General features: G+C 64.2%; 32 protein-coding genes. All 32 read right to left on the reverse strand.

Annotated features, from left to right (window positions below; genetic code table 11):
• Positions 1–12: 12 nt before the first annotated feature.
• Positions 13–1,161 carry a mechanosensitive ion channel family protein gene (locus CRO39_RS10350; protein ID WP_097121870.1) on the reverse strand — a complete coding sequence of 383 codons (1,149 nt, stop codon included), beginning with the start codon at positions 1,159–1,161 and terminating at the stop codon, positions 13–15.
• Positions 1,162–1,221: 60 nt separating this feature from the next.
• The gene (locus CRO39_RS10355; RefSeq protein ID WP_097121871.1) at positions 1,222–2,619 is read right to left on the reverse strand and encodes a class II 3-deoxy-7-phosphoheptulonate synthase; all 1,398 of its coding nucleotides are present in this window, start codon (positions 2,617–2,619) and stop codon (positions 1,222–1,224) included.
• A 61-nt stretch (positions 2,620–2,680) separates the two neighbouring features.
• Positions 2,681–3,196: a disulfide bond formation protein B gene (locus CRO39_RS10360; protein WP_097121872.1), complete on the reverse strand. Its 516-nt coding sequence runs from the start codon at positions 3,194–3,196 to the stop codon at positions 2,681–2,683.
• A gap of 112 nt (positions 3,197–3,308) precedes the next feature.
• Positions 3,309–3,692: a 50S ribosomal protein L17 gene (gene rplQ, locus CRO39_RS10365; protein ID WP_097121873.1), complete on the reverse strand. Its 384-nt coding sequence runs from the start codon at positions 3,690–3,692 to the stop codon at positions 3,309–3,311.
• Positions 3,693–3,988: 296 nt separating this feature from the next.
• Positions 3,989–4,987, reverse strand: a complete 999-nt coding sequence (locus CRO39_RS10370; protein WP_097121874.1) for a DNA-directed RNA polymerase subunit alpha — start codon at positions 4,985–4,987, stop codon at positions 3,989–3,991.
• A 54-nt stretch (positions 4,988–5,041) separates the two neighbouring features.
• Positions 5,042–5,668, reverse strand: coding sequence for a 30S ribosomal protein S4 (rpsD, locus tag CRO39_RS10375; RefSeq protein WP_097121875.1), 627 nt, complete (start codon positions 5,666–5,668; stop codon positions 5,042–5,044).
• 14 nt (positions 5,669–5,682) lie between these two features.
• The gene (rpsK, locus tag CRO39_RS10380; protein ID WP_055941307.1) at positions 5,683–6,075 is read right to left on the reverse strand and encodes a 30S ribosomal protein S11; all 393 of its coding nucleotides are present in this window, start codon (positions 6,073–6,075) and stop codon (positions 5,683–5,685) included.
• Positions 6,076–6,087: 12 nt separating this feature from the next.
• Positions 6,088–6,444, reverse strand: coding sequence for a 30S ribosomal protein S13 (rpsM, locus tag CRO39_RS10385; protein WP_097121876.1), 357 nt, complete (start codon positions 6,442–6,444; stop codon positions 6,088–6,090).
• Between the two features lie 347 nt (positions 6,445–6,791).
• Positions 6,792–8,147 (reverse strand): preprotein translocase subunit SecY, encoded by a 1,356-nt coding sequence (gene secY, locus CRO39_RS10390; protein WP_097121877.1) that lies wholly within the window; start codon positions 8,145–8,147, stop codon positions 6,792–6,794.
• Between the two features lie 7 nt (positions 8,148–8,154).
• Positions 8,155–8,598: a 50S ribosomal protein L15 gene (gene rplO / locus CRO39_RS10395; RefSeq protein WP_162125913.1), complete on the reverse strand. Its 444-nt coding sequence runs from the start codon at positions 8,596–8,598 to the stop codon at positions 8,155–8,157.
• Positions 8,598–8,789: a 50S ribosomal protein L30 gene (gene rpmD, locus CRO39_RS10400; protein WP_097121879.1), complete on the reverse strand. Its 192-nt coding sequence runs from the start codon at positions 8,787–8,789 to the stop codon at positions 8,598–8,600. Before rpmD ends, rplO begins: the two co-directional genes overlap by 1 nt.
• Positions 8,782–9,324 carry a 30S ribosomal protein S5 gene (rpsE, locus tag CRO39_RS10405; RefSeq protein ID WP_097121880.1) on the reverse strand — a complete coding sequence of 181 codons (543 nt, stop codon included), beginning with the start codon at positions 9,322–9,324 and terminating at the stop codon, positions 8,782–8,784. The genes rpmD and rpsE overlap by 8 nt, the downstream gene beginning before the upstream one ends.
• Before the next feature lie 154 nt (positions 9,325–9,478).
• Positions 9,479–9,835: a 50S ribosomal protein L18 gene (gene rplR / locus CRO39_RS10410; RefSeq protein WP_097121881.1), complete on the reverse strand. Its 357-nt coding sequence runs from the start codon at positions 9,833–9,835 to the stop codon at positions 9,479–9,481.
• A 29-nt stretch (positions 9,836–9,864) separates the two neighbouring features.
• Positions 9,865–10,392 carry a 50S ribosomal protein L6 gene (gene rplF, locus CRO39_RS10415; protein WP_097121882.1) on the reverse strand — a complete coding sequence of 176 codons (528 nt, stop codon included), beginning with the start codon at positions 10,390–10,392 and terminating at the stop codon, positions 9,865–9,867.
• Between the two features lie 12 nt (positions 10,393–10,404).
• A complete protein-coding gene (gene rpsH, locus CRO39_RS10420) occupies positions 10,405–10,803 on the reverse strand; it encodes a 30S ribosomal protein S8 (RefSeq protein WP_097121883.1) in 399 nt (132 codons plus the stop codon).
• A 205-nt stretch (positions 10,804–11,008) separates the two neighbouring features.
• Positions 11,009–11,314: a 30S ribosomal protein S14 gene (gene rpsN, locus CRO39_RS10425; RefSeq protein ID WP_097121884.1), complete on the reverse strand. Its 306-nt coding sequence runs from the start codon at positions 11,312–11,314 to the stop codon at positions 11,009–11,011.
• Positions 11,315–11,332: 18 nt separating this feature from the next.
• Entirely contained in the window at positions 11,333–11,875 is a 543-nt protein-coding gene (gene rplE, locus CRO39_RS10430; protein WP_097121885.1) for a 50S ribosomal protein L5, read from the reverse strand.
• A gap of 11 nt (positions 11,876–11,886) precedes the next feature.
• Positions 11,887–12,204, reverse strand: coding sequence for a 50S ribosomal protein L24 (gene rplX, locus CRO39_RS10435; RefSeq protein WP_097121886.1), 318 nt, complete (start codon positions 12,202–12,204; stop codon positions 11,887–11,889).
• A 15-nt stretch (positions 12,205–12,219) separates the two neighbouring features.
• The gene (rplN, locus tag CRO39_RS10440; RefSeq protein ID WP_097121887.1) at positions 12,220–12,588 is read right to left on the reverse strand and encodes a 50S ribosomal protein L14; all 369 of its coding nucleotides are present in this window, start codon (positions 12,586–12,588) and stop codon (positions 12,220–12,222) included.
• 13 nt (positions 12,589–12,601) lie between these two features.
• Positions 12,602–12,868, reverse strand: a complete 267-nt coding sequence (gene rpsQ, locus CRO39_RS10445; RefSeq protein WP_097121888.1) for a 30S ribosomal protein S17 — start codon at positions 12,866–12,868, stop codon at positions 12,602–12,604.
• Positions 12,869–12,880: 12 nt separating this feature from the next.
• The gene (rpmC, locus tag CRO39_RS10450; protein ID WP_097121889.1) at positions 12,881–13,066 is read right to left on the reverse strand and encodes a 50S ribosomal protein L29; all 186 of its coding nucleotides are present in this window, start codon (positions 13,064–13,066) and stop codon (positions 12,881–12,883) included.
• A complete protein-coding gene (rplP, locus tag CRO39_RS10455) occupies positions 13,066–13,479 on the reverse strand; it encodes a 50S ribosomal protein L16 (protein WP_097121890.1) in 414 nt (137 codons plus the stop codon). The genes rpmC and rplP overlap by 1 nt, the downstream gene beginning before the upstream one ends.
• Positions 13,480–13,485: 6 nt before the next feature.
• Positions 13,486–14,205 carry a 30S ribosomal protein S3 gene (gene rpsC / locus CRO39_RS10460; protein ID WP_097121891.1) on the reverse strand — a complete coding sequence of 240 codons (720 nt, stop codon included), beginning with the start codon at positions 14,203–14,205 and terminating at the stop codon, positions 13,486–13,488.
• A gap of 4 nt (positions 14,206–14,209) precedes the next feature.
• Complete coding sequence (gene rplV / locus CRO39_RS10465; RefSeq protein ID WP_097121892.1) at positions 14,210–14,563, reverse strand: 50S ribosomal protein L22; 354 nt, start codon at positions 14,561–14,563, stop codon at positions 14,210–14,212.
• A gap of 6 nt (positions 14,564–14,569) precedes the next feature.
• Positions 14,570–14,845 carry a 30S ribosomal protein S19 gene (gene rpsS, locus CRO39_RS10470; RefSeq protein WP_097121893.1) on the reverse strand — a complete coding sequence of 92 codons (276 nt, stop codon included), beginning with the start codon at positions 14,843–14,845 and terminating at the stop codon, positions 14,570–14,572.
• 6 nt (positions 14,846–14,851) lie between these two features.
• Positions 14,852–15,679 (reverse strand): 50S ribosomal protein L2, encoded by an 828-nt coding sequence (gene rplB / locus CRO39_RS10475; RefSeq protein WP_097121894.1) that lies wholly within the window; start codon positions 15,677–15,679, stop codon positions 14,852–14,854.
• 11 nt (positions 15,680–15,690) lie between these two features.
• Complete coding sequence (gene rplW, locus CRO39_RS10480; RefSeq protein ID WP_097121895.1) at positions 15,691–15,987, reverse strand: 50S ribosomal protein L23; 297 nt, start codon at positions 15,985–15,987, stop codon at positions 15,691–15,693.
• Positions 15,984–16,589, reverse strand: a complete 606-nt coding sequence (gene rplD / locus CRO39_RS10485) for a 50S ribosomal protein L4 (RefSeq protein WP_097121896.1) — start codon at positions 16,587–16,589, stop codon at positions 15,984–15,986. The genes rplW and rplD overlap by 4 nt, the downstream gene beginning before the upstream one ends.
• An 11-nt stretch (positions 16,590–16,600) precedes the next feature.
• On the reverse strand, positions 16,601–17,254 hold the full coding sequence (gene rplC, locus CRO39_RS10490; RefSeq protein WP_097121897.1) for a 50S ribosomal protein L3: 654 nt from the start codon (positions 17,252–17,254) through the stop codon (positions 16,601–16,603).
• 11 nt (positions 17,255–17,265) lie between these two features.
• On the reverse strand, positions 17,266–17,577 hold the full coding sequence (rpsJ, locus tag CRO39_RS10495; RefSeq protein WP_027070119.1) for a 30S ribosomal protein S10: 312 nt from the start codon (positions 17,575–17,577) through the stop codon (positions 17,266–17,268).
• Between the two features lie 543 nt (positions 17,578–18,120).
• The gene (gene tuf / locus CRO39_RS10500; RefSeq protein ID WP_097121898.1) at positions 18,121–19,311 is read right to left on the reverse strand and encodes an elongation factor Tu; all 1,191 of its coding nucleotides are present in this window, start codon (positions 19,309–19,311) and stop codon (positions 18,121–18,123) included.
• A gap of 153 nt (positions 19,312–19,464) precedes the next feature.
• On the reverse strand, positions 19,465–21,555 hold the full coding sequence (fusA, locus tag CRO39_RS10505; RefSeq protein WP_097121899.1) for an elongation factor G: 2,091 nt from the start codon (positions 21,553–21,555) through the stop codon (positions 19,465–19,467).
• Positions 21,556–21,625 lie beyond the last annotated feature (70 nt).

Consider the following 21,625-nt stretch of genomic DNA (forward strand, 5'->3'; position numbering starts at 1 on the left):
ACTGCGCGGTTTTCAGTCGGCTTGCGGCTGTACCGCCGGCGGACCATCCTCGGCGCCGGGCGAACGCGTCTGGGCTTCTGAAGGCGGAGCGGCGTGGCGGCCCTCGACGGTCTGCCGATCGAGTTCGGCGCGCAGCCGCGGCAACGATTCCGGATACTCCCGCAGCAGGAAATCGATCATGCGCTCGCGCACTGCGCAGCGCAGGTCGAAAGCATCGCCGGAATTGCGCGCGCTCACCAGCAGCCGCACCTGCACGCCGCGTTCGCTGGTGTCGGTAATCTGGCTGACGCACACGCGTCCGTCCCAGCGCTCGTCGCTTTCGCAAATCGCCTGCAACTGCGCGCGCACCGCCGCCATCGGCACGCGGTAGTCCAGCCACAGGAAGGCGGTACCCAGCATCTGCGCACTGCGCCGGGTCCAGTTCTGGAACGGATTCTCGATGAACCAGGTCAGCGGCACCACCAGCCGCCGCTCGTCCCAGATATGCACGACCACGAACGAGCTGGTGATTTCCTCGATACGGCCCCACTCCCCTTCGACAATCACCACATCGTCCAGCCGGATCGGCTGGGTCAGGGCGATCTGCAGCCCGGCGATCAGGTTGCCGAAGACCGGCTTGGCGGCGATGCCGGCAACCAGCCCGATGATGCCGGCCGACGCCAGCAGGGTTGCGCCGATCTGGCGCACCGCCGGAAAACTGAGCAGCGCCACCGACACCCCCAGCAGGATGATCGCGCCCATGACGACCCGGCTGAGCACACGGGTCTGGGTGTGGATACGGCGCGCGGCCAGGTTGTCGGCGACTTCCATCGAGTGTTTGCGCAGAATGGCCGCTTCCACCGCGGCCACCGCCCGCACCAGCAGCCAGCTGACGCATCCGACCAGGCCGATGCGGATCGCATGCAGCGAGGCTTCCAGCGGACGTTCGCGCAACGGCGTGGCTTCCAGTCCGAACGCCAGCAGCACCAGCGGCAACGCAAACGCCAGCGGCACCGCAATCACCCGCACGATGCGCGCGCGGCGATAATCGCGCCCGTCCATGCGCCGGGCCAGCGCCAGCAGTCCCCACCAGACCAGCAATCCCAGCAGCACTGCAGATCCCAGCGGCAGCGCGAATCCGCGCCACGTCGCCCCCTCCTGCAGCAGCGCCGCCAACGCCATCACCCGCTACCCGCCGCTCCTGCCCTGCGCTGACGCAGGCGCCGCCGCTGGCCGGCACGTTCAGGCATGCGGGCTGGCCTTGGTTTGCTGATTCTGCTTGCGCACGATCGACATCGCGATCTCCAGCGACTGCTCGTAGTTCAGGCGCGGATCCACCGTCGAACGGTAGGCCCGCTCCAGGTCCGCATCGGTGAGCTCGCGCGCGCCGCCGGTGCATTCGGTGACGTCCTCGCCGGTGAGCTCCAGATGCACGCCGCCCAGGCGCGTGCCGGCCGCCGCATGCAGATCGAAGGACTGCTCCACTTCGCCGCGTACATTGTCGAAGCGGCGGGTCTTGTAGCCGTTGCTGGTGCTCTCGGTATTGCCGTGCATCGGATCGCAGACCCACAGCACCCGGCGGCCGTCGCGCCGCACCGCTTCCAGCAAAGGCGGCAACTTGTCGGCCACCTGCGCGGCGCCCATGCGGTGGATGAAGGTCAACCGGCCAGGTTCGTCCTCCGGGTTCAGCACATCGATCAGGCGCAGCAACTGATCGGGATTGACCGACGGGCCGACCTTGATCGCAATCGGATTGCGCACGCCGCGCAGGTACTCCACATGCGCGCCATCGACCGCGGCAGTGCGCATGCCGATCCACGGATAATGCGTGCTGAGGTTGAACCAGCCCCACTGCCGCGGCACTTCGCGGGTCAGGCCTTCCTCGTAGGGCAGCAGTAAAGCCTCATGCGAGGTGTAGAAATCGATCCGGTTGAGGTTGTGCACTTCCGAGCCGGACAGCGTTTCCATGAAACGCACCGCGTCGCCGATGGAGGTGACCATCTGCTGGTACTCGTTGGCCAGCGGCGAATAGCCGACCCAGTTGAGGTTCCAGTATTCGGGATGGTGCAGATCGGCGAAGCCGCCATCGATCAGCGCGCGCACGAAGTTCATCGTCATCGCCGAGCGCGCATGCGCCTTGATCATCCGCCGCGGATCCGGAATCCGCGCTTCGGCGGTGAACTCGGGCCGGTTGACCAGATCGCCGCGGTAGCTGGGCAGGGTCACGCCATCACGGGTCTCGCTGTCGGCGGAACGCGGCTTGGCGTACTGGCCGGCAAAGCGGCCCACCCGCACCACCGGCAGGCGCAGTCCATGCACCAGCACAAGACTCATCTGCAGCAGCACCTTGAGCCGGTTGGAAATCAGCCCGGATTCGCAGTCGCTGAAGCTTTCGGCGCAGTCGCCGCCCTGCAGCAGGAAACGCTTGCCTTCCTGCGCTTCGGCCAATTGCTGCTTGAGCGCGAAGATTTCCCACGAGGTCACCAACGGCGGCAACTGGCGCAACTCGGCCAGCGCCGATTCCAGCGCGGCGGCATCCGGGTAGGTCGGCATCTGCAGGGCCGGCCGCGCGCGCCAGCTGTCCGGCGCCCAGTGGGCGGGAAGATTAACGGCGCGCAGGTTGCGTTCTGACGGGTTCATGCGATGGATCCTCGACGGCCGACCATGGTGCCAGATTGGTGCGCCGCGTCAAATATCAGCTTCAGCTGAATATGGACTTCCGGCTGCGAAACGCCGCGTAAAGCGCCCACAGCGCCAGCGCGACAAACCAGATCAGGCTCCAAGCCGGCATCGCCAGGCCCAGGAAGGTCCAATCGACTTGCGCGCATTCGCCGGAACCGGTGAACACCTTGCGCAGCACGTCGGTCAGCGGAAACGCCTCCATCATGTAGGACAGGTCCGGCCCGCAAGCCGGCACCTGATCCGGCGGCAGGCTCTGCAGCCATACATGGCGCCCGGCGATGGCCATGCCCACCGCTGCGACTGCGGCGCAGAGCAATCCGTAGACGCCGCGGGCGCCTTTGCGCTTGGGCGAATGCAGTGCCCCCAACAGAAATACCAGGCCCAACACGACAAAAACCCCGCGCTGGAACGTGCATAGCGGACAGGGCAGCAAACCGCCGTAGTACTGGCTATAGAGCGCGTAGGAGAGCAACGCGGCGCAGAGCACGAAACCGGCGAGGAACTGCGCTCGAAAGGTCCAGCGGAATGGATTCATGGCGGGGGGCGGTGGAGATCCAACCCGCATTATCGCCATCTGCCGCGCAAAAACAAAAACCCCGGCGCCAGGCCGGGGTTTTCGCTGTTGTCCTGCGGCTGTCAGCAGCCGATCATTCGGCGCCGGCAGCAGCCGCTTCGGGGCGGTCGACCAGTTCCACATAGGCCATCGGCGCATTGTCGCCAGCGCGGAAACCGCACTTGAGGATGCGCAGGTAGCCGCCAGGGCGGGTCTGGTAGCGCGGGCCAAGCGTGGTGAACAGCGTGCCCACCGCTTCCTTGTCGCGCAGGCGCGAGAAGGCCAGACGGCGATTGGCAACGCCATCGACCTTGGCGAGGGTGATCAGCGGTTCGGCGACGCGGCGGAGTTCCTTCGCCTTCGGCAGCGTGGTGCGGATCAGGCCGTGCTTGATCAGCGAGGCAGCCATGTTGCTGAACATCGCATCGCGATGGGCGCTGGTGCGGCTGAACTTGCGGCCGGATTTCTGGTGGCGCATGGGTTTGATTCCTGATGAATGTTGGGACGTTGGACTTCGTTGTCGCCATCCAGGCGGTGGAACTGTGGACTGCGGTTGGTCCGTACCGGCCGTCCTTGACCGGAATGCCGCGGACCTCGGGGTCCGTCGGCTGTGGTGGTGCGTTACTTCAGTTGCAGACGACACCCACTCCGGAGAGGACTGGATGCCGTCCCTGGCGGCGCACTGCCGGCTTCCGAACGACCGGCCCGGTCACCCTCACCGGTCGTTCGAAGCCGCTGCAGACGCCTTGAGGGCGTCCGCCAGCGCGCGGCTTCTCACCCAAGCATGCCGTGCTGGGCGACGCCGGCCGGCGGCCAGTTCTCCAGCTTCATGCCCAGGGACAGGCCGCGCTGGGCCAGGACTTCCTTGATTTCGGTCAGCGACTTCTTGCCCAGGTTCGGGGTCTTCAGCAGCTCGACTTCGGTCTTCTGGATCAGATCGCCGATGTAGTAGATGCTCTCGGCCTTCAGGCAGTTGGCCGAACGCACGGTCAGTTCCAGGTCGTCGATCGGGCGCAGCAGCACCGGATCCACGCCGCTGGCGGCCTGCTTGGGCGCGCCGCGATCGCGGTGGGTGAAGTCGCCGAACACTGACAGCTGGTCGCTGAGGATGTCGGCGGCGGTGCGCACGGCTTCCTCGGCATCGATGGTGCCGTTGGTTTCGATATCCAGCACCAGCTTGTCCAGGTCGGTGCGCTGCTCGACGCGCGCCGCTTCCACGGCATAGGCAACGCGGCGGACCGGCGAGAACGAAGCGTCCAGCATCAGCCGGCCGATGGTGCGGGTTTCCTCATCCGGACGGCGGCGGGCAGCCGCCGGCTGGTAGCCGAAACCGCGCTCGATCTTCAGGCGCATGTTGATGGCCGTGTCCTTGGTCAGGTTGCAGATGACCAGGTCGGGGTTGAGGATTTCGACGTTGTGATCGGTCTTGATGTCGGCGGCGGTCACCACACCCGGGCCCTGCTTGGCCAGGGTCAGGGTGGAGCTGTCGCCGGTGTGGATGCGGATGGCCACATCCTTGAGGTTCAGCAGGACTTCCAGTACGTCCTCCTGCAGACCTTCGATGGTGCTGTATTCATGCAGCACGCCGTCGATCTCGACTTCGGTGATGGCGAAGCCGGGGATGGACGACAGCAGCACGCGGCGCAACGCATTGCCGAGCGTATGGCCGTAGCCGCGCTCCAGCGGTTCGATGACCACTTTGGCGCGGTTGTCGGTCAGGCGCTCGATCTGCGGGCCGCGGGGGCGCAGCACTTGCTGAGTAATACCCGTCATGTTGCTTTGTCTCCTGCAAACCCCCGATGCGGGCATCGGGGGTGCGTGAATGAATTACTTCGAGTACAACTCGACGATCAGCGCTTCGTTGATGTCGGCAGGCAGCTCGGAACGCTCCGGCACGGCCTTGAACACGCCGCTGAACTTCTTCGAATCGACTTCGACCCAGGACGGGCTGAGATCGAGCTGCTCGGCGACCGTCAGCGACTCCTGCACGCGCAGCTGCTTCTGGGCGCGTTCGGACAACTCGATCGCGTCACCGGCCTTGATCTGGTACGACGGCAGGTTGACCGACTTGCCGTTGACCAGCACGCCGCGGTGCGAAACCAGCTGGCGGGCGGCCGGGCGCGTCACCGCAAAACCCATGCGGTAGATGACGTTGTCCAGACGGGTTTCCAGCAGCTGCAGCAGGTTCTCGCCGGTGTTGCCCTTCTTGGTCGAGGCCTTCTTGTAGTAGTTGCGGAACTGGCGCTCCAGCAGGCCGTAGATGCGCTTGACCTTCTGCTTTTCGCGCAGCTGGGTGGCGTAGTCGGACAGCTTGCCCTTGCGGGCGGCACCGTGCTGGCCGGGCTTCTGCTCCAGCTTGCACTTGGAATCCAGCGCGCGCGCCGGGCTCTTGAGGGAAAGATCGGCGCCTTCGCGGCGCGCGAGCTTACAGGTAGGACCAATATAACGAGCCATTTCTCTTCAGCTCCTCAGACGCGACGCTTTTTGGGCGGACGGCAGCCGTTGTGCGGGATCGGCGTGACGTCGATGATGTTGGTGATCTTGTAACCAACATTGTTGAGAGAACGCACGGCCGACTCGCGGCCGGGGCCGGGGCCCTTGATGCGGACTTCAAGTGACTTCACACCGTAATCCAGCGCGGCGCGGCCGGCCTTCTCGGCGGCGACCTGTGCGGCGAACGGGGTGGACTTGCGCGAACCACGGAAACCCGCGCCGCCCGACGTGGCCCACGACAATGCGTTGCCCTGGCGGTCGGTGATGGTGACGATGGTGTTGTTGAAAGAAGCATGGACGTGGGCGACGCCGTCGGTGATGACGCGCTTGATCTTCTTCTTGACTTTGGCAGCAGCTGGCTTGGCCATGAGTGACGCCCCTTACTTCTTGATGGCTTTGCGCGGACCCTTGCGGGTACGGGCATTGGTGCGGGTGCGCTGGCCACGCAGCGGCAGGCCGCGGCGATGACGCAGGCCGCGGTAGCAGCCCAGGTCCATCAGGCGCTTGATGGCGATGCCCACTTCGCGACGCAAGTCGCCTTCGACGATGTACTTGCCGATTTCGGCGCGCAGGCGCTCGACTTCCGGCTCGGACAGGTCGCGGATCTTGGTGGTCGAAGTGACGCCTGCGGCTTCGCAGACCTTCTTCGACCGGGTACGGCCAATGCCGTAGATGCTCTGCAGCCCCACCCAGACATGTTTCTGGGCAGGCAGGTTGACACCTGCAATACGCGCCATGACGCGGTCTCCAACTGTATTTGATGGCCCGAATGCGGTCCTGCCCTGGCGGGAGGCCGCAAGCTGGCGGAGTGAACTGGAAAGTTTAACCGGATCTCGGGTTGTTTGGAAGCCCGCGCCGGCCAAAGGCCAGCGTGGACCCGGCATGGGGAGTGTGCCCATGCTCCGGCGCCGGAACCTGCCTGGAACAGGGGACCGGCTTGCGCCGGACTCCCGCCCCGCCCGCGCTACTCTGGCGCAGGACTGGCTTGTTCTCACCTGCGCGCGAGATCGCCGCGCAGACCGCCCATTTCAGTAGTCCGGCCATCGGCCGGCTTTGCCCGGGAGGGACCCGGGCCAGGTTTGGATCAGCCGCGCGCCAGACCGCCGCGCGAGCCGCCTTTCAGGTTCGCCTTCTTCAGCAGGCTCTCGTACTGGTGCGACATCAGATGCGCCTGGATCTGCGCAATGAAGTCCATCACCACCACCACCACAATCAACAGCGAGGTGCCGCCGAAGTAGAACGACGTGCCCAACTGGGTACGCATCACCTCCGGTAGCAGGCAGACGATGACCAGATAGGCCGCGCCAACCGCGGTCAACCGGGTCAGTACGCCGTCGACGTAGTCCGCGGTTGCCTTGCCCGGACGGATGCCCGGGATCAGCGCGCCGGACTTCTTCAGGTTCTCGGCCGTTTCCTGCGAGTTGAACACCAGCGCCGTGTAGAAGAACGCAAAGCCGGTAATCATTGCCGCGAACACGATCATGTGCAGCGGCTCGCCCGGAGCCAGCGCGTTGGAAATGCGCTGCAGCCAGGTCGCTTCGGTCGACTGGCCGGACCACATCGCCAGCGTGGCCGGGAAGGCCAGGATGCTGGACGCGAAGATCGGCGGAATCACGCCCGCCATGTTGAGCTTCAGCGGCAGGAACGAGGTCTGGTTCATGTAGGCGTTACGGCCGCCCTGGCGGCGGGCGTAATTGACCGTGATCCGGCGCTGGCCACGCTCGACGAACACCACGAAGAACGTGAAACCAAGCACCACCAGCGCAATCAGCAGCAGCGAGATGAAGCTCATCGTGCCGTCGCGGAAGGCGCCGACGGTCTGGATGACCGCGCCCGGCAGGCCGGCGACGATACCGGCGAAGATGATCAGCGACACGCCATTGCCGACACCGCGCTCGGTGACCTGTTCGCCCACCCACATCAGGAAGATGGTGCCGGCAGTCAACGCGACCACCGCGGTCAGCACAAAGCCCATGCCCGGGGCGTACACCACCGGCATGCCGCCAGGAGCGACCTGGTTCTGCAGCGCGGTGGCGATGCTGCCGCCCTGCACCACCGCCAGCAGCACCGCGCCGATGCGGGAGTACTGGGTGATCTTGCGGCGGCCGGATTCGCCTTCCTTCTGCAGCGCCTTCAGGCTGGGGAAGATGTGCACGCACAGCTGCATCACGATGGACGCGGAGATGTACGGCATGACGTTCAGCGCAAAGATGCTGAAACGGTGCAAAGCGCCGCCCGAGAACATGTTGAACATGTCCACGATGCCGCCGCCCTGCGCCTGCATCATTGCCAGCATGGCATCGGGATTGACGCCCGGCACCGGTACGAAGCAGCCGATGCGGTAGACGATCAGCGCACCGACGACGAACAGCAGGCGCTGGCGAAGTTCGGTGAACTTGCCCGCGCCTGCCAGTGCACTGGCGGCATTACCCTGCGCCATGCGTCCGTTACTCCTGTACGCTGCCGCCGGCAGCCTCGATGGCCGCCTTGGCGCCTGCCGTGGCGGCCACGCCCTTCAGCACGAAAGCCTTGGACAGCTCGCCCTTCTTGACGATCTTGGCGCGCTTGGCGGTGCTGGGCACCAGCTTGGCCGCGCGCAGCGCCGCGAAGTCGACTTCACCGGCTTCCAGCTTGTCCAGCTGGTAGGACAGCACTTCGGCGCAGTCCAGCTTCAGCTTGGAACGGAAACCGACCTTCGGCAGGCGCTTGATCAGCGGCATCTGGCCGCCTTCGAACTTGGCCTTGATCTTGCCCTTGCCCGAACGCGCGAACGAGCCCTTGTGGCCCCGGCCGGCGGTCTTGCCCAGGCCCGAACCGATGCCGCGACCGACGCGCTTGCGTTCGGTGCGGGCGCCTTCGGCGTGCGTAAGTGTGTTGAGACGCATATCGATTACTCCTCGACCCGGACGAGGTAGTGAACCTTGTTGATCAGGCCGCGTACCTGCGGGCTGTCCTTCAGTTCACGCACATCGTTGAGCTTGTTCAGGCCCAGCGCCTTCACCGACAGGCGATGGCGCGACTGGGAACCACGCAGGCCGCGCACCAGGCGCACCTTGACGGTCTTGTTGGACTCATTAGCCATGGTTGAGTTCCTCCACCTTCTTGCCGCGCTTGGCCGCGATGCGAGCCGGCGACTGCATGTCGCCCAGGCCCTTCAGCGTGGCGCGCACCAGATTGATCGGATTGCGCGAACCCACCGCCTTGGCCAGCACGTTCTTCACGCCCACCGCTTCCAGCACGGCACGCATGGCGCCACCGGCGATGACGCCGGTACCTTCGGAGGCCGGCTGCATGAACACGCGGGCCGCGCCGTGGCCGGCCTTGACCGGGTGCCACAGGGTACCGTTGTTCAGGTCGACGGTCAGCATGCCCTTGCGGGCGTATTCCATCGACTTCTGGATGGCGACCGGCACTTCGCGCGCCTTGCCATAGCCGAACCCGATCTTGCCGTTGCCGTCGCCCACCACCGTCAGTGCGGTGAAGGTGAACTGGCGGCCGCCCTTGACGGTCTTGCTGACGCGGTTGACCGCGACCAGCTTCTCGATCATGCCGTCGTCGACTTTCTCTTCGCGGTTGCGGTCGCGATCGCGGCCCCGCGGTTGACGTTCTTCTGCCATCGTATTTCCTTGGTTGATTAAGTATGTACGGCTGGGCCGCTTATAGTTGTGTCATCGAACGGTGGACCGCACGCGCCTGCAGAAGAGGTGCGGCGTCCGGCGCAGCCCGCGCCGGCAGGTCAAGGCATGGGGGCCAACCCATGCCTTTCAATGCTTAGAACTGCAGGCCGCCTTCGCGCGCAGCGTCGGCCAGCGCCTTGATGCGGCCATGGTAGCGGTAGCCCGAACGGTCGAAAGCGACCTTTTCGATGCCCGCGGCCTTGGCGCGCTCAGCGATGATCTTGCCCACCTTGGCGGCCGCATCGCTGTTCTTGCCGTTCTTCAGGCCTTCCTTGACGTCGGCCTGCAGCGTATTGGCCGCAGCGATGACCTTGGAGCCGTCGGCGGTGAACAGTTGGGCGTACACGTGCTGGCCGGTGCGCAGCACCGACAGGCGCGGCACGTTCAGCACGCGGATGTGCGCACGGGTGGACTTGGCGCGGCGCAGGCGGGCGGTGTTCTTGATGCTCATGATCTGGTTCCTCGAAGCCGAAGGCGCGCTTACGCCTTCTTCGCTTCCTTACGGATGATGGTCTCGTCGGAGTACTTCACGCCCTTGCCCTTGTAGGGTTCCGGCGGACGGAAACCGCGGATCTTGGCGGCGACTTCGCCAACGCGCTGCTTGTCGGCACCCTGCACCAGGATTTCGGTCTGGGTCGGGGTGGCGATGGTGATGCCTTCAGGGGTCTTGAACAGCACCGGGTGCGAAAAACCCAGCGACAGGTTCAGGTCCTTGCCCTGCATGGCGGCGCGGTAACCGACGCCGACCAGCTCCAGCTTGCGCTCGAAGCCTTCCGAAACGCCCTTGACCATGTTGGCCAGGATGGCGCGGATGGTGCCGGTGATGGCGTCATGCGCCGGGGTGCTGGGCGACAGGCTGGCGGTACCGTCTTCCAGCTTGATGTCGACACCGGCCGGGCGCGCCATCGACAAGGTGCCCTTCGGGCCCTTGGCGCTGATGGTGTCCGGCTGGATGTTCAGTTCCACGCCCTTGGGGACGCTGATAGGCAGCTTGGCTACACGGGACATTGGTTTACTCCGTTAGGCCACAAAGCACAGGACTTCGCCGCCGACGCCCTGCTGGCGCGCCTGCGCATCGGTCATGATGCCCTTGGAGGTGGAAATGATGGCGATACCGAGACCGGCGAGCACCTTCGGCAGCTCGTCCTTGCCGCGGTACTGGCGCAGGCCCGAGCGCGACACGCGGCCCAGCTTTTCGATGACCGGCTTGCCTTCGAAGTACTTCAGGACGATTTCCAGTTCGGCCTTGTTGTTCTCGATCTTGTTGACGCGAGAATCGGCGATGTAGCCTTCAGCCTTCAGCACGTCGGCGATCGCGACCTTGATCTTGGAGGACGGCATCTTCACCGTCTGCTTGCCGACCGCGGCCGCATTCTTGATGCGCACCAGCATGTCGGCGATGGGATCAGTCATGCTCATTAGTCTTTACCTTTGAGTAGCACCGATATCCGCTTTCGCGAAAATCTTGGGATGTCCCTGGAAAACCCCAGGCGGTATGCGGCCCCAACCGGGGCCGGCCCCTGCGAACGGGCCGCGGGAGCCGAACATTATACGACAACAAGTCCGGACAATGCCGGACTTGCCCGTTTCGGCCCCGGAAACCTCTCCGGGGCGGGTCAAACGCTTACCAGCTGGCCTTGCGCAGGCCGGGCACATCGCCGCGCATGGTGGCTTCGCGCAGCTTGTTGCGGCCCAGGCCGAACTTGCTGTAGACGCCACGCGAACGGCCGGACAGCTCGCAACGGTTGCGCTCGCGGCTGGGCGAAGAATCGCGCGGCAGCTTCTGCAGCTTGGTCACCGCGTCCATCTTTTCTTCGTACGAAGCGGTGGTGCTGGAGATCGTCTTCTTCAGCGCGTCGCGCTTGGCGGCGTACTTCTTCGCCAGCTTGGCCCGCTTGATATCGCGGTTCACCATTGAGGTCTTTGCCATGTGTGGTTTTCCTGCGTATCAGTTACGGAACGGGAACTTGAACGCTTCGAGCAGCGCCTTGGCTTCGGCGTCGGTCTTGGCGGTGGTGGTGATGGCGATATCCATGCCGCGGACGGCGTCGACCTGGTCGAAGTCGATTTCCGGGAAGATGATCTGTTCCTTCACGCCCATGTTGTAGTTGCCGCGGCCGTCGAACGAACGGGCCGAAACGCCGCGGAAGTCGCGCACGCGCGGCAGCGAAACGCTGATCAGGCGGTCCAGGAATTCGAACATCCGGGCGCGCCGCAGCGTGACCTTGCAGCCGATCGGCCAGCCGTCGCGGATCTTGAACGAAGCCACCGAAACGCGGGACTTGGTCGTGATCGGCTTCTGGCCGCTGATCTTGGCCAGGTCGGCCACAGCGTTTTCCAGGATCTTCTTGTTGGTGGCCGCTTCACCGACACCCATGTTGATGGTGATCTTGGTGATCTTCGGGACTTCCATCGGATTGGTGTAGCCGAACTTCTTCATCAGAGCCGGCGCCACTTCTTCCTTGTAGATTTTTTCGAGACGGGTGGTCATGACCTCATTCCTCAGGCGTCGAGCGCCTCACCGCTGGAGCGGAACACACGCAGTTTGCGTCCATCCTCCAGCACCTTGAAACCAATACGCTCGCCCTTGCCCGTCGCCGGGTTGAAGACAGCCACATTGGAGATATGGATCGAAGCTTCGCGTTCGACCACGCCACCAGCCACGCCGGCCTGGGGGTTCGGCTTGGTATGGCGCTTGACGATGTTGACGTTGGAGACGACCACACGGTCGCCGTCCACACGCACCACATCGCCCTTCTTGCCCTTGTCCTTGCCGGCGGTGACGATCACCTGATCGCCTTTCTTGATTCGGTTAGCCATTTCTTTGTCCTCCGCTCACAGCACTTCGGGTGCGAGCGAAACGATCTTCATGAACTTCTCGGAACGCAGCTCACGGGTCACAGGCCCGAAGATACGGGTACCGATCGGCTCCTGCTTGTTGTTGAGCAGCACGGCGGCGTTGCCGTCGAAGCGGATCAGCGAACCGTCCGGGCGGCGAACGCCCTTGCGGGTGCGCACGACCACGGCGTCATAGACTTCGCCCTTCTTGACCTTGCCGCGCGGAATGGCGTCCTTGACGGTCACCTTGATGACGTCGCCGATGTGGGCGTAGCGGCGCTTGGAACCGCCCAGCACCTTGATACACATCAGTTCCTTGGCGCCGGAGTTGTCGGCCGCGTCAAGGTAGCTCTGCATCTGGATCATGATTCAGCTCCTCTTATTCAGCCGCGCGGGTGACGACTTCCACCACACGCCAGTTCTTGGTTTTGGACATCGGGGCGATTTCGACCACGCGCACCACATCGCCTTCCTTGCAGCTGTTGTCGGCGTCGTGGGCGTGCAGCTTGGTCGAACGGCGGATGTACTTGCCGTACAGCGCATGCTTGACCTGGCGTTCCACCAGCACGGTGACGGTCTTGTCCATCTTGTTGCTGACGACGCGGCCTTCGATGGTGCGTTTCGCTTTGTCTTTGTTATCGCTCATCTTGGGCGCTCCTTACTTCTGGCTGCCGAGCAGCGTCTTGACGCGAGCGATCTCGCGGCGGACACGGCGGGTTTCATGGGTCTTCGGCAGTTGGCCGGTGACCTGCTGCATGCGCAGCGAAAACTGCTCCTTGCGCAGATCGGTCAGGTGGGCCTTCAGTTCGTCAGCCGACTTCTCGCGGAGTTGCTTGAGTTCCATTAGCGCACCGTCCGGGTCACGAAAGTGGTGGTGACGGACAGCTTGGCCGCGGCCAGGCGGAACGCCTCGCGCGCGATTTCCTCGCTGACGCCTTCGATTTCATAGATCATGCGGCCAGGCTGGATCTGCGCCACCCAGTATTCCACGTTGCCCTTGCCGGAGCCCATGCGGACTTCGATCGGCTTCTTGGTGATGGGCTTGTCCGGGAACACGCGGATCCACATCTTGCCGCCGCGCTTGACGTAGCGGCTGATGGAACGGCGCGCGGCCTCGATCTGGCGCGCGGTCAACTGACCGTGCGCCGTGGCCTTCAGGCCGTACTCGCCGAAACTGACGAGGTTGCCGCTCCAGCTCAGGCCTTCGTTCCGGCCCTTGTGCATCTTGCGGTATTTGGTTCGCTTGGGTTGCAACATGACTGATTACCTCGCGTCGCGGTCACGGGCCGGGCGCGCCGGACGTTCGCTGCGCTCGGGGCGCGCGTCGTCCTGCTTCTCCTGACCCACCTGGCTGAAATCGAAGATTTCGCCCTTGTAGACCCACACCTTGATGCCGATGATGCCGTAGGTGGTCTTGGCCTCGGCAAAACCGTAATCGATGTCGGCGCGCAGGGTGTGCAACGGCACACGGCCTTCGCGGTACCACTCCGAACGGGCGATTTCCGCACCATTCAGACGGCCGGCGACATTGACCTTGATGCCCAGGGCACCGAGGCGGATCGCGTTGCCGACGGCACGCTTCATCGCGCGGCGGAACATGATGCGGCGCTCAAGCTGCTGGGCGATCGACTCGGCCACCAACTGGGCGTCGAGTTCCGGCTTGCGCACTTCGGTGACGTTGATGTGCGCCGGGACGCCCATCATCTGGCTCACTTCCTTACGCAGCTTCTCGATGTCCTCGCCGCGCTTTCCGATCACCACGCCCGGGCGGGCGGTGTGAATGGTGACGCGGGCGGTCTTGGCCGGACGCTCGATCAGGATCTTGGAGATCCCGGCCTGCGCCAGCTTCTTGCGCAGCATGTCGCGCACCTTGAGGTCGGCCGCCAGGTAGCTTGCGTAATCGCGCTTGTTGGCGAACCACTTGGAGTTCCAGTCCTTGGCGATGCCCAGGCGGATTCCGGTCGGATGAACTTTATGACCCATAGTCTTATTTGCCTTTACCGGTGCCTTCGCCAACAACCACGGTGATGTGGCTGGTGCGCTTGAGGATACGGGTGCCGCGGCCCTTGGCGCGGGCCATGAAACGCTTCAGCGTCGGGCCTTCGTCGACCATGATGGTCGTGACCTTCAGCTCGTCGACGTCGGCGCCCTGGTTGTTCTCGGCATTGGCAATCGCCGACTCGACCACTTTCTTGATCAGGTGGGCGGCCTTCTTGTCCGAGAACTTCAGCAGGTTGACGGCGCGTTCGGCCGACAGGCCGCGCACCTGGTCGGCGACCAGGCGGGCTTTCTGCGGGGAGATGCGCGCGGTGCGCAGGATGGCTTTCGCTTCCGTGGTCATCTCTGCTTACCTCTTGCCGCCGGCTTTCTTGTCGCCACCGTGGCCCTTGAAGGTCCGGGTGACGGCAAATTCGCCTAGTTTGTGGCCGACCATGTTCTCGTTGACCAGCACCGGAACGTGGTTCTTGCCGTTGTGCACGGCGATGGTGAAACCCACCATCTCCGGCAGAATCATTGAACGACGCGACCAGGTCTTGATCGGTCGCTTGCTGCCGCCGGCGGCCTCCACCTTCTTGATGAGGTGGTGATCGACGAACGGGCCCTTCTTGAGTGAACGTGCCATGGTCGATTAGCCCCTACGATCGCGGACGATGAATTGCTGGGTGCGCTTGTTCTTGCGCGTCTTGTAACCCTTGGTCGGCACACCCCACGGGGTGACCGGATGCGGGTTGCCCTGGCCGGCCTTGGCCTCACCACCGCCGTGCGGGTGATCGACCGGGTTCATGGCCGCACCGCGGACGGTCGGCTTGATGCCGCGCCAGCGCTTGGCGCCGGCCTTGCCGAGCTTGGCCAGGCTGTGCTCGTCGTTGCCGACTTCGCCGATGGTGGCGCGGCACTCGACCTGCACCTTGCGCATTTCGCCGGAGCGAAGACGCAGCGTGGCGAAACCCTGCTCGCGTGCCACCAGCTGCACGGCGGCGCCGGCGGCGCGGGCGATCTGCGCGCCCTTGCCCGGCTTCAGCTCGATGCCGTGAACCGTGGTGCCGACCGGGATGTTGCGCAGCGGCAGCGTGTTGCCGGCGCGGATCGGTGCGTCGCGCCCGGCGATCACCTGATCGCCGGCCTTCAGGCCCTTCGGCGCGATGATGTAGCGGCGCTCGCCATCGACATAGCACAGCAGCGCGATATGCGCGGTGCGGTTGGGATCGTATTCGATCCGTTCCACGCGCGCCGGGATGCCTTCCTTGTCGCGCTTGAAGTCGATGATGCGGTAATGCTGCTTGTGGCCGCCACCGATATGGCGGGTGGTGATGCGGCCATGGTGGTTGCGGCCGCCCGTCTTGCTCTGCGGTTCAAGCAGGGCAGCGTGCGGAGCACCCTTGTGCAGCTCCGGCGTCACGACGCGGACCGCGGAACGGCGGCCGGGCGAAGTGGGTTTGAATTTCATCAATGGCATGTGGTTCTACCTCAGGCCTTGGCCGATACATCGATGGCCTGGCCATCGGCCAGACGCACGTACGCCTTGCGCCAGTCGCCGCGACGGCCGTTACGGTTACGGAAGGACTTGTTCTTGCCCTTGACGTTGACCACATTGACCGCCTCGACCTTGACGTCGAACAACTTCTCCACGGCGGCCTTGACATCGGCCTTGGTGGCGTCGTTCGCGACTTCGAAGACGTATTGATTGGAAACTTCCTGCAGACGCGCGGTCTTCTCGGACACGCGCGGCGCACGGAGCACGGCGAAAATCTTTTCGTTGCTCATGCCAGCCACTCCTCGATCTTCTTGACCGCATCGGTGGTGACGACGACGGTATCGGCGCCGACCAGCGAGGCCGGATCCAGGCCCTGCACATCGCGCACTTCCACATACGGCAGATTGCGGGCGGACAGGTACAGATGCTCGGACGCCTCTTCGGTGACGATCAGCGGGCGCCGACCGACTTCCAGGCCCTTGAGCTTGGCGATCAGGCCCTTGGTGCTGCTGGCCTCGACATCGAAAGCGTCCACGACCATCAGGCGGTCCTGGCGGTTGAGTTCGGACAGGATCGCGCAGATGGCGGCCCGGTACATCTTGCGGTTGACCTTCTGCTCGAAGCTGCGCGGCTTGGCCGCGAAGGTCACGCCGCCGCCGACGAAGATCGGAGCGGTCAACGCGCCGTGGCGGGCGCCGCCGCCCTTCTGCTTCTTCGACTTCTTGGTGGTGCCGTTGACTTCCGAGCGCGTCTTCTGCGCCTTGGTGCCGGCGCGGCCCGCGTTGCGGTATGCGACCACAACCTGGTGAACCAGGTCTTCGCTGAATTCGCGACCGAACACCGCGTCGGAAACCGACAGCTTGTTGGCGCTACCTGTGATGGCTAGTTCCATCGTCGTTCTCCTTAAGCCTTGCTCGCCGGACGGACGATCACGTCGCCGCCTGGCGCACCCGGCACCGCCCCACGGATGGCGATAAGGCCGCGCTCGGCGTCCACTCTCACCACTTCCAGGTTCTGGGTGCTCTGCTGCACGGCGCCCATGTGACCGGACATCTTCTTGCCCGGGAAAACGCGACCCGGGGTCTGGCGCTGACCCAGCGAACCCGGCGCGCGATGCGACAGCGAGTTACCGTGGGTGGCGTCGCCCATGCGGAAGTTGTAGCGCTTGATGGTGCCCTGGAAGCCCTTGCCCTTGGTCACGCCCTGGACATCGACCTTCTGGCCCACTTCAAAGATGTCGGCCTTGATTTCGCCGCCAATGGCGAAGTCGCCCAGTTTGTCGGCCTCCACGCGCAGCTCCCACAAACCGCGGCCGGCTTCGACCTTGGCCTTGGCCAGGTGACCGGCGGCCGGCTTGTTGACCAGCGCGGCGCGGCGGGTGCCGACGGCAACCTGCACGGCGCTGTAGCCGTCGGTTTCCGGGGTCTTGATCTGGGTGATGCGGTTCGGCGTGGCTTCAATCAGCGTCACCGGGATGGACTTGCCGTCTTCGGTGAACACCCGGGTCATGCCGGCCTTGCGGCCGACGAGTCCCAACGAATATTTCTTCGCGGTCATGGTCGTTGGCCTCAGGTCAGCTTGATCTGGACGTCGACGCCGGCAGCCAGTTCGAGCTTCATCAGCGCGTCCACGGTCTTGTCGTTGGGGTCGACGATGTCGAGCACGCGCTTGTGCGTGCGGGTCTCGTACTGGTCGCGCGCGTCCTTGTCGACGTGCGGGGAAACGAGGATGGTGTAGCGTTCGATCTTGGTCGGCAGCGGGATCGGGCCGCGCACCTGCGCGCCGGTCCGCTTGGCCGTCTCGACGATCTCGCTGGCCGAGCGGTCGATCAGGCGATGATCGTACGCTTTGAGCCGGATTCGGATCTTCTGGTCCGCCATGACGGTGTTCCTTGGTTAAAAGAGCGACGGGCGCGGCCTCTGGGATGCCTTGCCCCGATTAAGTCCAGTCGTTTAGGTCCCCTTATCGGCGGGCCGCAGGCGCGGATGCCGGATGGGCCTGAACGGCCGGGGTTCATCCTGAAAAACTGGGCAGGCCGGTCAAACCGGCCCGCCCAGACAGAAAAGTATAGGACGCGTGACATGCCCCGTCAACACCGGGACGAACGATTTAACGAATTCCAAAGGAATCCGCCAAAACGATGACACGCGACTCTCCTTGTCTGGCGAACACGAGGCGCTTCCTGCACCTCTTTTCGCGGTAAGCCGGCGGCCTCCCAGGGAGCGCCGGCTGGCAATGCGTTTCCCGGTGAAAGGCCGTTAGGCCATTCGAGGGGCGCGAAGTATAGCGGTGTTTTTGCCGTTTTGCAGCAATCCGGGCGGATATTCTTGCTGGATTGCGGGGTAAGGCACTGTGGATCCCCGCTTTCGCGGGGATGACGAACCGACAAAGCCGGACGCGCACTGCGCGCCCGGGTCAGTTCGTCACTTGATGATTTTGGCTACCACGCCGGCGCCAACCGTACGGCCGCCTTCGCGAATCGCAAAGCGCAGGCCTTCGTCCATCGCCACCGGGTTGATGAGCGCCACCGTCATCTTCACGTTGTCGCCCGGCATCACCATCTCCACACCCTCCGGCAGCGTCACCGCACCGGTGATGTCCGTGGTCCGGAAGTAGAACTGCGGACGGTAGCCCTTGAAGAACGGCGTGTGACGCCCGCCTTCGTCCTTGCTCAGCACGTACACCTCGGCCTCGAACTCGGTGTGCGGGGTAATCGAACCCGGCTTGGCCAGCACCTGCCCGCGCTCCACGTCGTCACGCTTGGTGCCGCGCAGCAGCAGACCGGCGTTGTCGCCCGCCTGGCCCTGGTCCAGCAGCTTGCGGAACATTTCCACGCCCGTCACCGTCGTCTTCTGGGTCGGACGGATGCCCACGATTTCGATTTCGTCGCCCACCTTGATGATGCCGCGCTCAATACGACCGGTCACCACCGTGCCACGGCCGGAAATCGAGAACACGTCTTCCACCGGCATCAGGAACGGCTTGTCGATGTCGCGCTCGGGCTCCGGAATGTAGCTGTCCAGCGCCTCCACCAGCTTGATGATGGCCGGCACGCCAATCTCGCTCTGGTCGCCTTCCAGCGCCTTCAGCGCCGAACCATGAATAATCGGCGTGTCGTCGCCCGGGAAGTCGTACTTGCTCAGCAGCTCGCGAACTTCCATTTCCACCAGCTCCAGCAGCTCGGCGTCGTCCACCATGTCCGCCTTGTTCAGGAACACCACGATGTACGGCACGCCCACCTGGCGCGCCAGCAGAATGTGCTCGCGCGTCTGCGGCATCGGGCCGTCCGCCGCCGAGCACACCAGAATCGCGCCGTCCATCTGCGCCGCACCGGTAATCATGTTCTTCACGTAGTCCGCGTGACCCGGGCAGTCCACATGCGCGTAGTGCCGGTTCGGGCTTTCGTATTCCACATGCGCCGTCGAAATCGTGATGCCGCGCGCCTTCTCTTCCGGCGCCGCGTCAATCGCGTCGTACGCCTTGAACTCGCCGCCAAAGCGCTCCGCGCCCACCTTCGTCAGCGCCGCCGTCAGCGTCGTCTTGCCGTGGTCAACGTGACCAATCGTGCCCACGTTCACGTGCGGCTTGGTGCGTTCGAATTTACCCTTTGCCATTGTCTTCTACCTTGTGATTACCAGCCTGCGGCTGTTGTGAGACTTCTCGTGATTCGTGATTAGTGATTGGTTTGAGACAGGATTCGCGTTCCTTCGAATCGCGAATCCCGGTTTTTAACGGCCTTTACGGCCGGTCATCACCAATCACGGCTTCTAGTTCTTCTTGACCACCGCTTCGGCGATGTTGGCCGGGGCTTCTGCGTAATGATCGAACTCCATCGAGAACGTCGCGCGCCCCTGCGACATCGAGCGCAGCGTGGTGGCGTAGCCGAACATCTCGCCCAGCGGCACCATCGCGTTGATCACCTTGCCGGACGGACTGTCGTCCTGGCCCTGCAGGATGCCGCGACGGCGGCTGACGTCGCCCATCACGTCGCCCAGGTATTCCTCCGGGGTGACGATCTCGACCTTCATCATCGGCTCCAGCAACACCGGGCTGGCCTTGCCGAAGGCTTCCTTGAACGCCATCGAACCGGCGACCTTGAACGCCATTTCGTTGGAGTCGACGTCATGGAACGAGCCGTCCACGGCCTTGATGGCCACGTCGACCACCGGGAAGCCGGCCAGCGGGCCGCTCTTCATCGCTTCCTCGATGCCCTTGCCTGCCGCAGCCACGTATTCCTTCGGCACCACGCCGCCGACGATGGCGCTCTCGTAGGTGAAGCCGCCGCCGCGTTCCTGCGGCTCCATCTCGATGACGATATGGCCGTACTGGCCGCGACCGCCGGACTGGCGCACGAACTTGCCTTCCTGCTTGACCCCCTTGCGGATGGTTTCGCGGTAGGCCACCTGCGGCTTGCCGACGTTGGCTTCAACGTTGAACTCGCGCTTCATGCGGTCGACGATGATTTCCAGGTGCAGCTCGCCCATGCCGGCGATGATGGTCTGGCCGGATTCTTCGTCGGTACGCACGCGGAACGACGGGTCTTCCTGCGCCAGGCGGCCCAGGGCCAGACCCATCTTCTCCTGGTCGGACTTGGTCTTCGGCTCCACCGCCATCGAGATGACGGGTTCCGGGAACACCATGCGTTCCAGGGTGATGATGTGATCCTGCGCGCACAGCGTGTCGCCGGTGGTGACGTCCTTCAGACCCACCGCCGCGGCGATATCGCCCGCGCGCACTTCCTTGATTTCCTCGCGGTTGTTGGAGTGCATCTGCAGGATGCGGCCCACGCGCTCCTTCTTCGACTTGACCGGGTTGTAGACCTGGTCGCCGGAGTTGAGCACGCCCGAGTAGACGCGGAAGAAGGTCAGCGAGCCGACGAACGGGTCGGTCATGATCTTGAACGCCAGCGCCGAGAACGGCTCGTTGTCGCCAGCCTTGCGGCTGTCTTCCTTCTCGTTCTCGTCCACGCCCTGCACCGGCGGACGATCGGTCGGCGACGGCAGCAGCTGGATCACGCCGTCCAGCATCGCCTGCACGCCCTTGTTCTTGAACGCGGTGCCGCAGTAGACCGGAATCACTTCCACCTTCAGGGTGCGCTCGCGCAGACCGCTGATGATCTCGGCTTCGGACAGATCGCCCTCATTGAGGTACTTGTCCATCAGCTCTTCGTTGGCCTCGGCCGCAGCCTCGACCATGAACGCGCGCGCCTCGGTGGCCTTGTCGGCCAGCTCGGCGGGGATGTCGCGGTATTCGAACACGGTGCCCTGCGAGGCGGTATCCCAATGGATCGCCTTCATCTTGACCAGATCGATCACGCCTTCGAAACCGTCTTCGGCGCCGATCGGCACCTGCATCGGCACGGCATAGGCGCCCAGGCGGCTCTTCAGCTGCTCGACGACCTTGTCGAAGTTGGCGCCGGTACGGTCCATCTTGTTGACGAAGGCAAGACGCGGCACCGAGTACTTGTTGGCCTGGCGCCACACGGTCTCGGATTGCGGCTGCACGCCGCCGACGGCGCACAGCACGAACACCGCGCCATCAAGCACGCGCAGCGAACGCTCGACTTCGATGGTGAAGTCGACGTGCCCGGGGGTATCGATGATGTTGAAGCGGTGCTGTGGCAGCGACTTGTCCATGCCGCTCCAGAACGCCGTAGTGGCGGCGGAGGTGATGGTGATGCCGCGCTCCTGCTCCTGCTCCATCCAGTCCATCGTGGCGGCGCCGTCGTGCACTTCACCGATCTTGTGGCTGACGCCGGTGTAGAACAGGATGCGCTCGGACGTGGTGGTCTTGCCGGCGTCGATGTGCGCCATGATGCCGAAATTGCGGTAACGCTCGATGGGAGTGGTGCGAGCCACGACAGATCTCTCTTTTCAGTTTGGAAAGTCCGTGCACGATGGCACCGGACTATGCGAAGGAATCGCCTTT

It is taken from the genome of Pseudoxanthomonas wuyuanensis (assembly GCF_900215535.1).
Lineage (GTDB): Bacteria > Pseudomonadota > Gammaproteobacteria > Xanthomonadales > Xanthomonadaceae > Pseudoxanthomonas_A > Pseudoxanthomonas_A wuyuanensis.

Bases quoted from the DNA above. Each gene is read 5' to 3' on its own strand.
- CRO39_RS10350 (WP_097121870.1), bottom strand. From the start codon at position 1,161: ATGGCGTTGGCGGCGCTGCTGCAGGAGGGGGCGACGTGGCGCGGATTC.
- CRO39_RS10355 (WP_097121871.1), bottom strand. From the start codon at position 2,619: ATGAACCCGTCAGAACGCAACCTGCGCGCCGTTAATCTTCCCGCCCAC.
- CRO39_RS10360 (WP_097121872.1), bottom strand. From the start codon at position 3,196: ATGAATCCATTCCGCTGGACCTTTCGAGCGCAGTTCCTCGCCGGTTTC.
- rplQ (WP_097121873.1), bottom strand. From the start codon at position 3,692: ATGCGCCACCAGAAATCCGGCCGCAAGTTCAGCCGCACCAGCGCCCAT.
- CRO39_RS10370 (WP_097121874.1), bottom strand. From the start codon at position 4,987: ATGACGGGTATTACTCAGCAAGTGCTGCGCCCCCGCGGCCCGCAGATC.
- rpsD (WP_097121875.1), bottom strand. From the start codon at position 5,668: ATGGCTCGTTATATTGGTCCTACCTGTAAGCTCGCGCGCCGCGAAGGC.
- rpsK (WP_055941307.1), bottom strand. From the start codon at position 6,075: ATGGCCAAGCCAGCTGCTGCCAAAGTCAAGAAGAAGATCAAGCGCGTC.
- rpsM (WP_097121876.1), bottom strand. From the start codon at position 6,444: ATGGCGCGTATTGCAGGTGTCAACCTGCCTGCCCAGAAACATGTCTGG.
- secY (WP_097121877.1), bottom strand. From the start codon at position 8,147: ATGGCGCAGGGTAATGCCGCCAGTGCACTGGCAGGCGCGGGCAAGTTC.
- rpmD (WP_097121879.1), bottom strand. From the start codon at position 8,789: ATGGCTAATGAGTCCAACAAGACCGTCAAGGTGCGCCTGGTGCGCGGC.
- rpsE (WP_097121880.1), bottom strand. From the start codon at position 9,324: ATGGCAGAAGAACGTCAACCGCGGGGCCGCGATCGCGACCGCAACCGC.
- rplR (WP_097121881.1), bottom strand. From the start codon at position 9,835: ATGAGCATCAAGAACACCGCCCGCCTGCGCCGCGCCAAGTCCACCCGT.
- rplF (WP_097121882.1), bottom strand. From the start codon at position 10,392: ATGTCCCGTGTAGCCAAGCTGCCTATCAGCGTCCCCAAGGGCGTGGAA.
- rpsH (WP_097121883.1), bottom strand. From the start codon at position 10,803: ATGAGCATGACTGATCCCATCGCCGACATGCTGGTGCGCATCAAGAAT.
- rpsN (WP_097121884.1), bottom strand. From the start codon at position 11,314: ATGGCAAAGACCTCAATGGTGAACCGCGATATCAAGCGGGCCAAGCTG.
- rplE (WP_097121885.1), bottom strand. From the start codon at position 11,875: ATGACCACCCGTCTCGAAAAAATCTACAAGGAAGAAGTGGCGCCGGCT.
- rplX (WP_097121886.1), bottom strand. From the start codon at position 12,204: ATGGCTAACCGAATCAAGAAAGGCGATCAGGTGATCGTCACCGCCGGC.
- rplN (WP_097121887.1), bottom strand. From the start codon at position 12,588: ATGATCCAGATGCAGAGCTACCTTGACGCGGCCGACAACTCCGGCGCC.
- rpsQ (WP_097121888.1), bottom strand. From the start codon at position 12,868: ATGAGCGATAACAAAGACAAAGCGAAACGCACCATCGAAGGCCGCGTC.
- rpmC (WP_097121889.1), bottom strand. From the start codon at position 13,066: ATGGAACTCAAGCAACTCCGCGAGAAGTCGGCTGACGAACTGAAGGCC.
- rplP (WP_097121890.1), bottom strand. From the start codon at position 13,479: ATGTTGCAACCCAAGCGAACCAAATACCGCAAGATGCACAAGGGCCGG.
- rpsC (WP_097121891.1), bottom strand. From the start codon at position 14,205: ATGGGTCATAAAGTTCATCCGACCGGAATCCGCCTGGGCATCGCCAAG.
- rplV (WP_097121892.1), bottom strand. From the start codon at position 14,563: ATGACCACGGAAGCGAAAGCCATCCTGCGCACCGCGCGCATCTCCCCG.
- rpsS (WP_097121893.1), bottom strand. From the start codon at position 14,845: ATGGCACGTTCACTCAAGAAGGGCCCGTTCGTCGATCACCACCTCATC.
- rplB (WP_097121894.1), bottom strand. From the start codon at position 15,679: ATGCCATTGATGAAATTCAAACCCACTTCGCCCGGCCGCCGTTCCGCG.
- rplW (WP_097121895.1), bottom strand. From the start codon at position 15,987: ATGAGCAACGAAAAGATTTTCGCCGTGCTCCGTGCGCCGCGCGTGTCC.
- rplD (WP_097121896.1), bottom strand. From the start codon at position 16,589: ATGGAACTAGCCATCACAGGTAGCGCCAACAAGCTGTCGGTTTCCGAC.
- rplC (WP_097121897.1), bottom strand. From the start codon at position 17,254: ATGACCGCGAAGAAATATTCGTTGGGACTCGTCGGCCGCAAGGCCGGC.
- rpsJ (WP_027070119.1), bottom strand. From the start codon at position 17,577: ATGGCGGACCAGAAGATCCGAATCCGGCTCAAAGCGTACGATCATCGC.
- tuf (WP_097121898.1), bottom strand. From the start codon at position 19,311: ATGGCAAAGGGTAAATTCGAACGCACCAAGCCGCACGTGAACGTGGGC.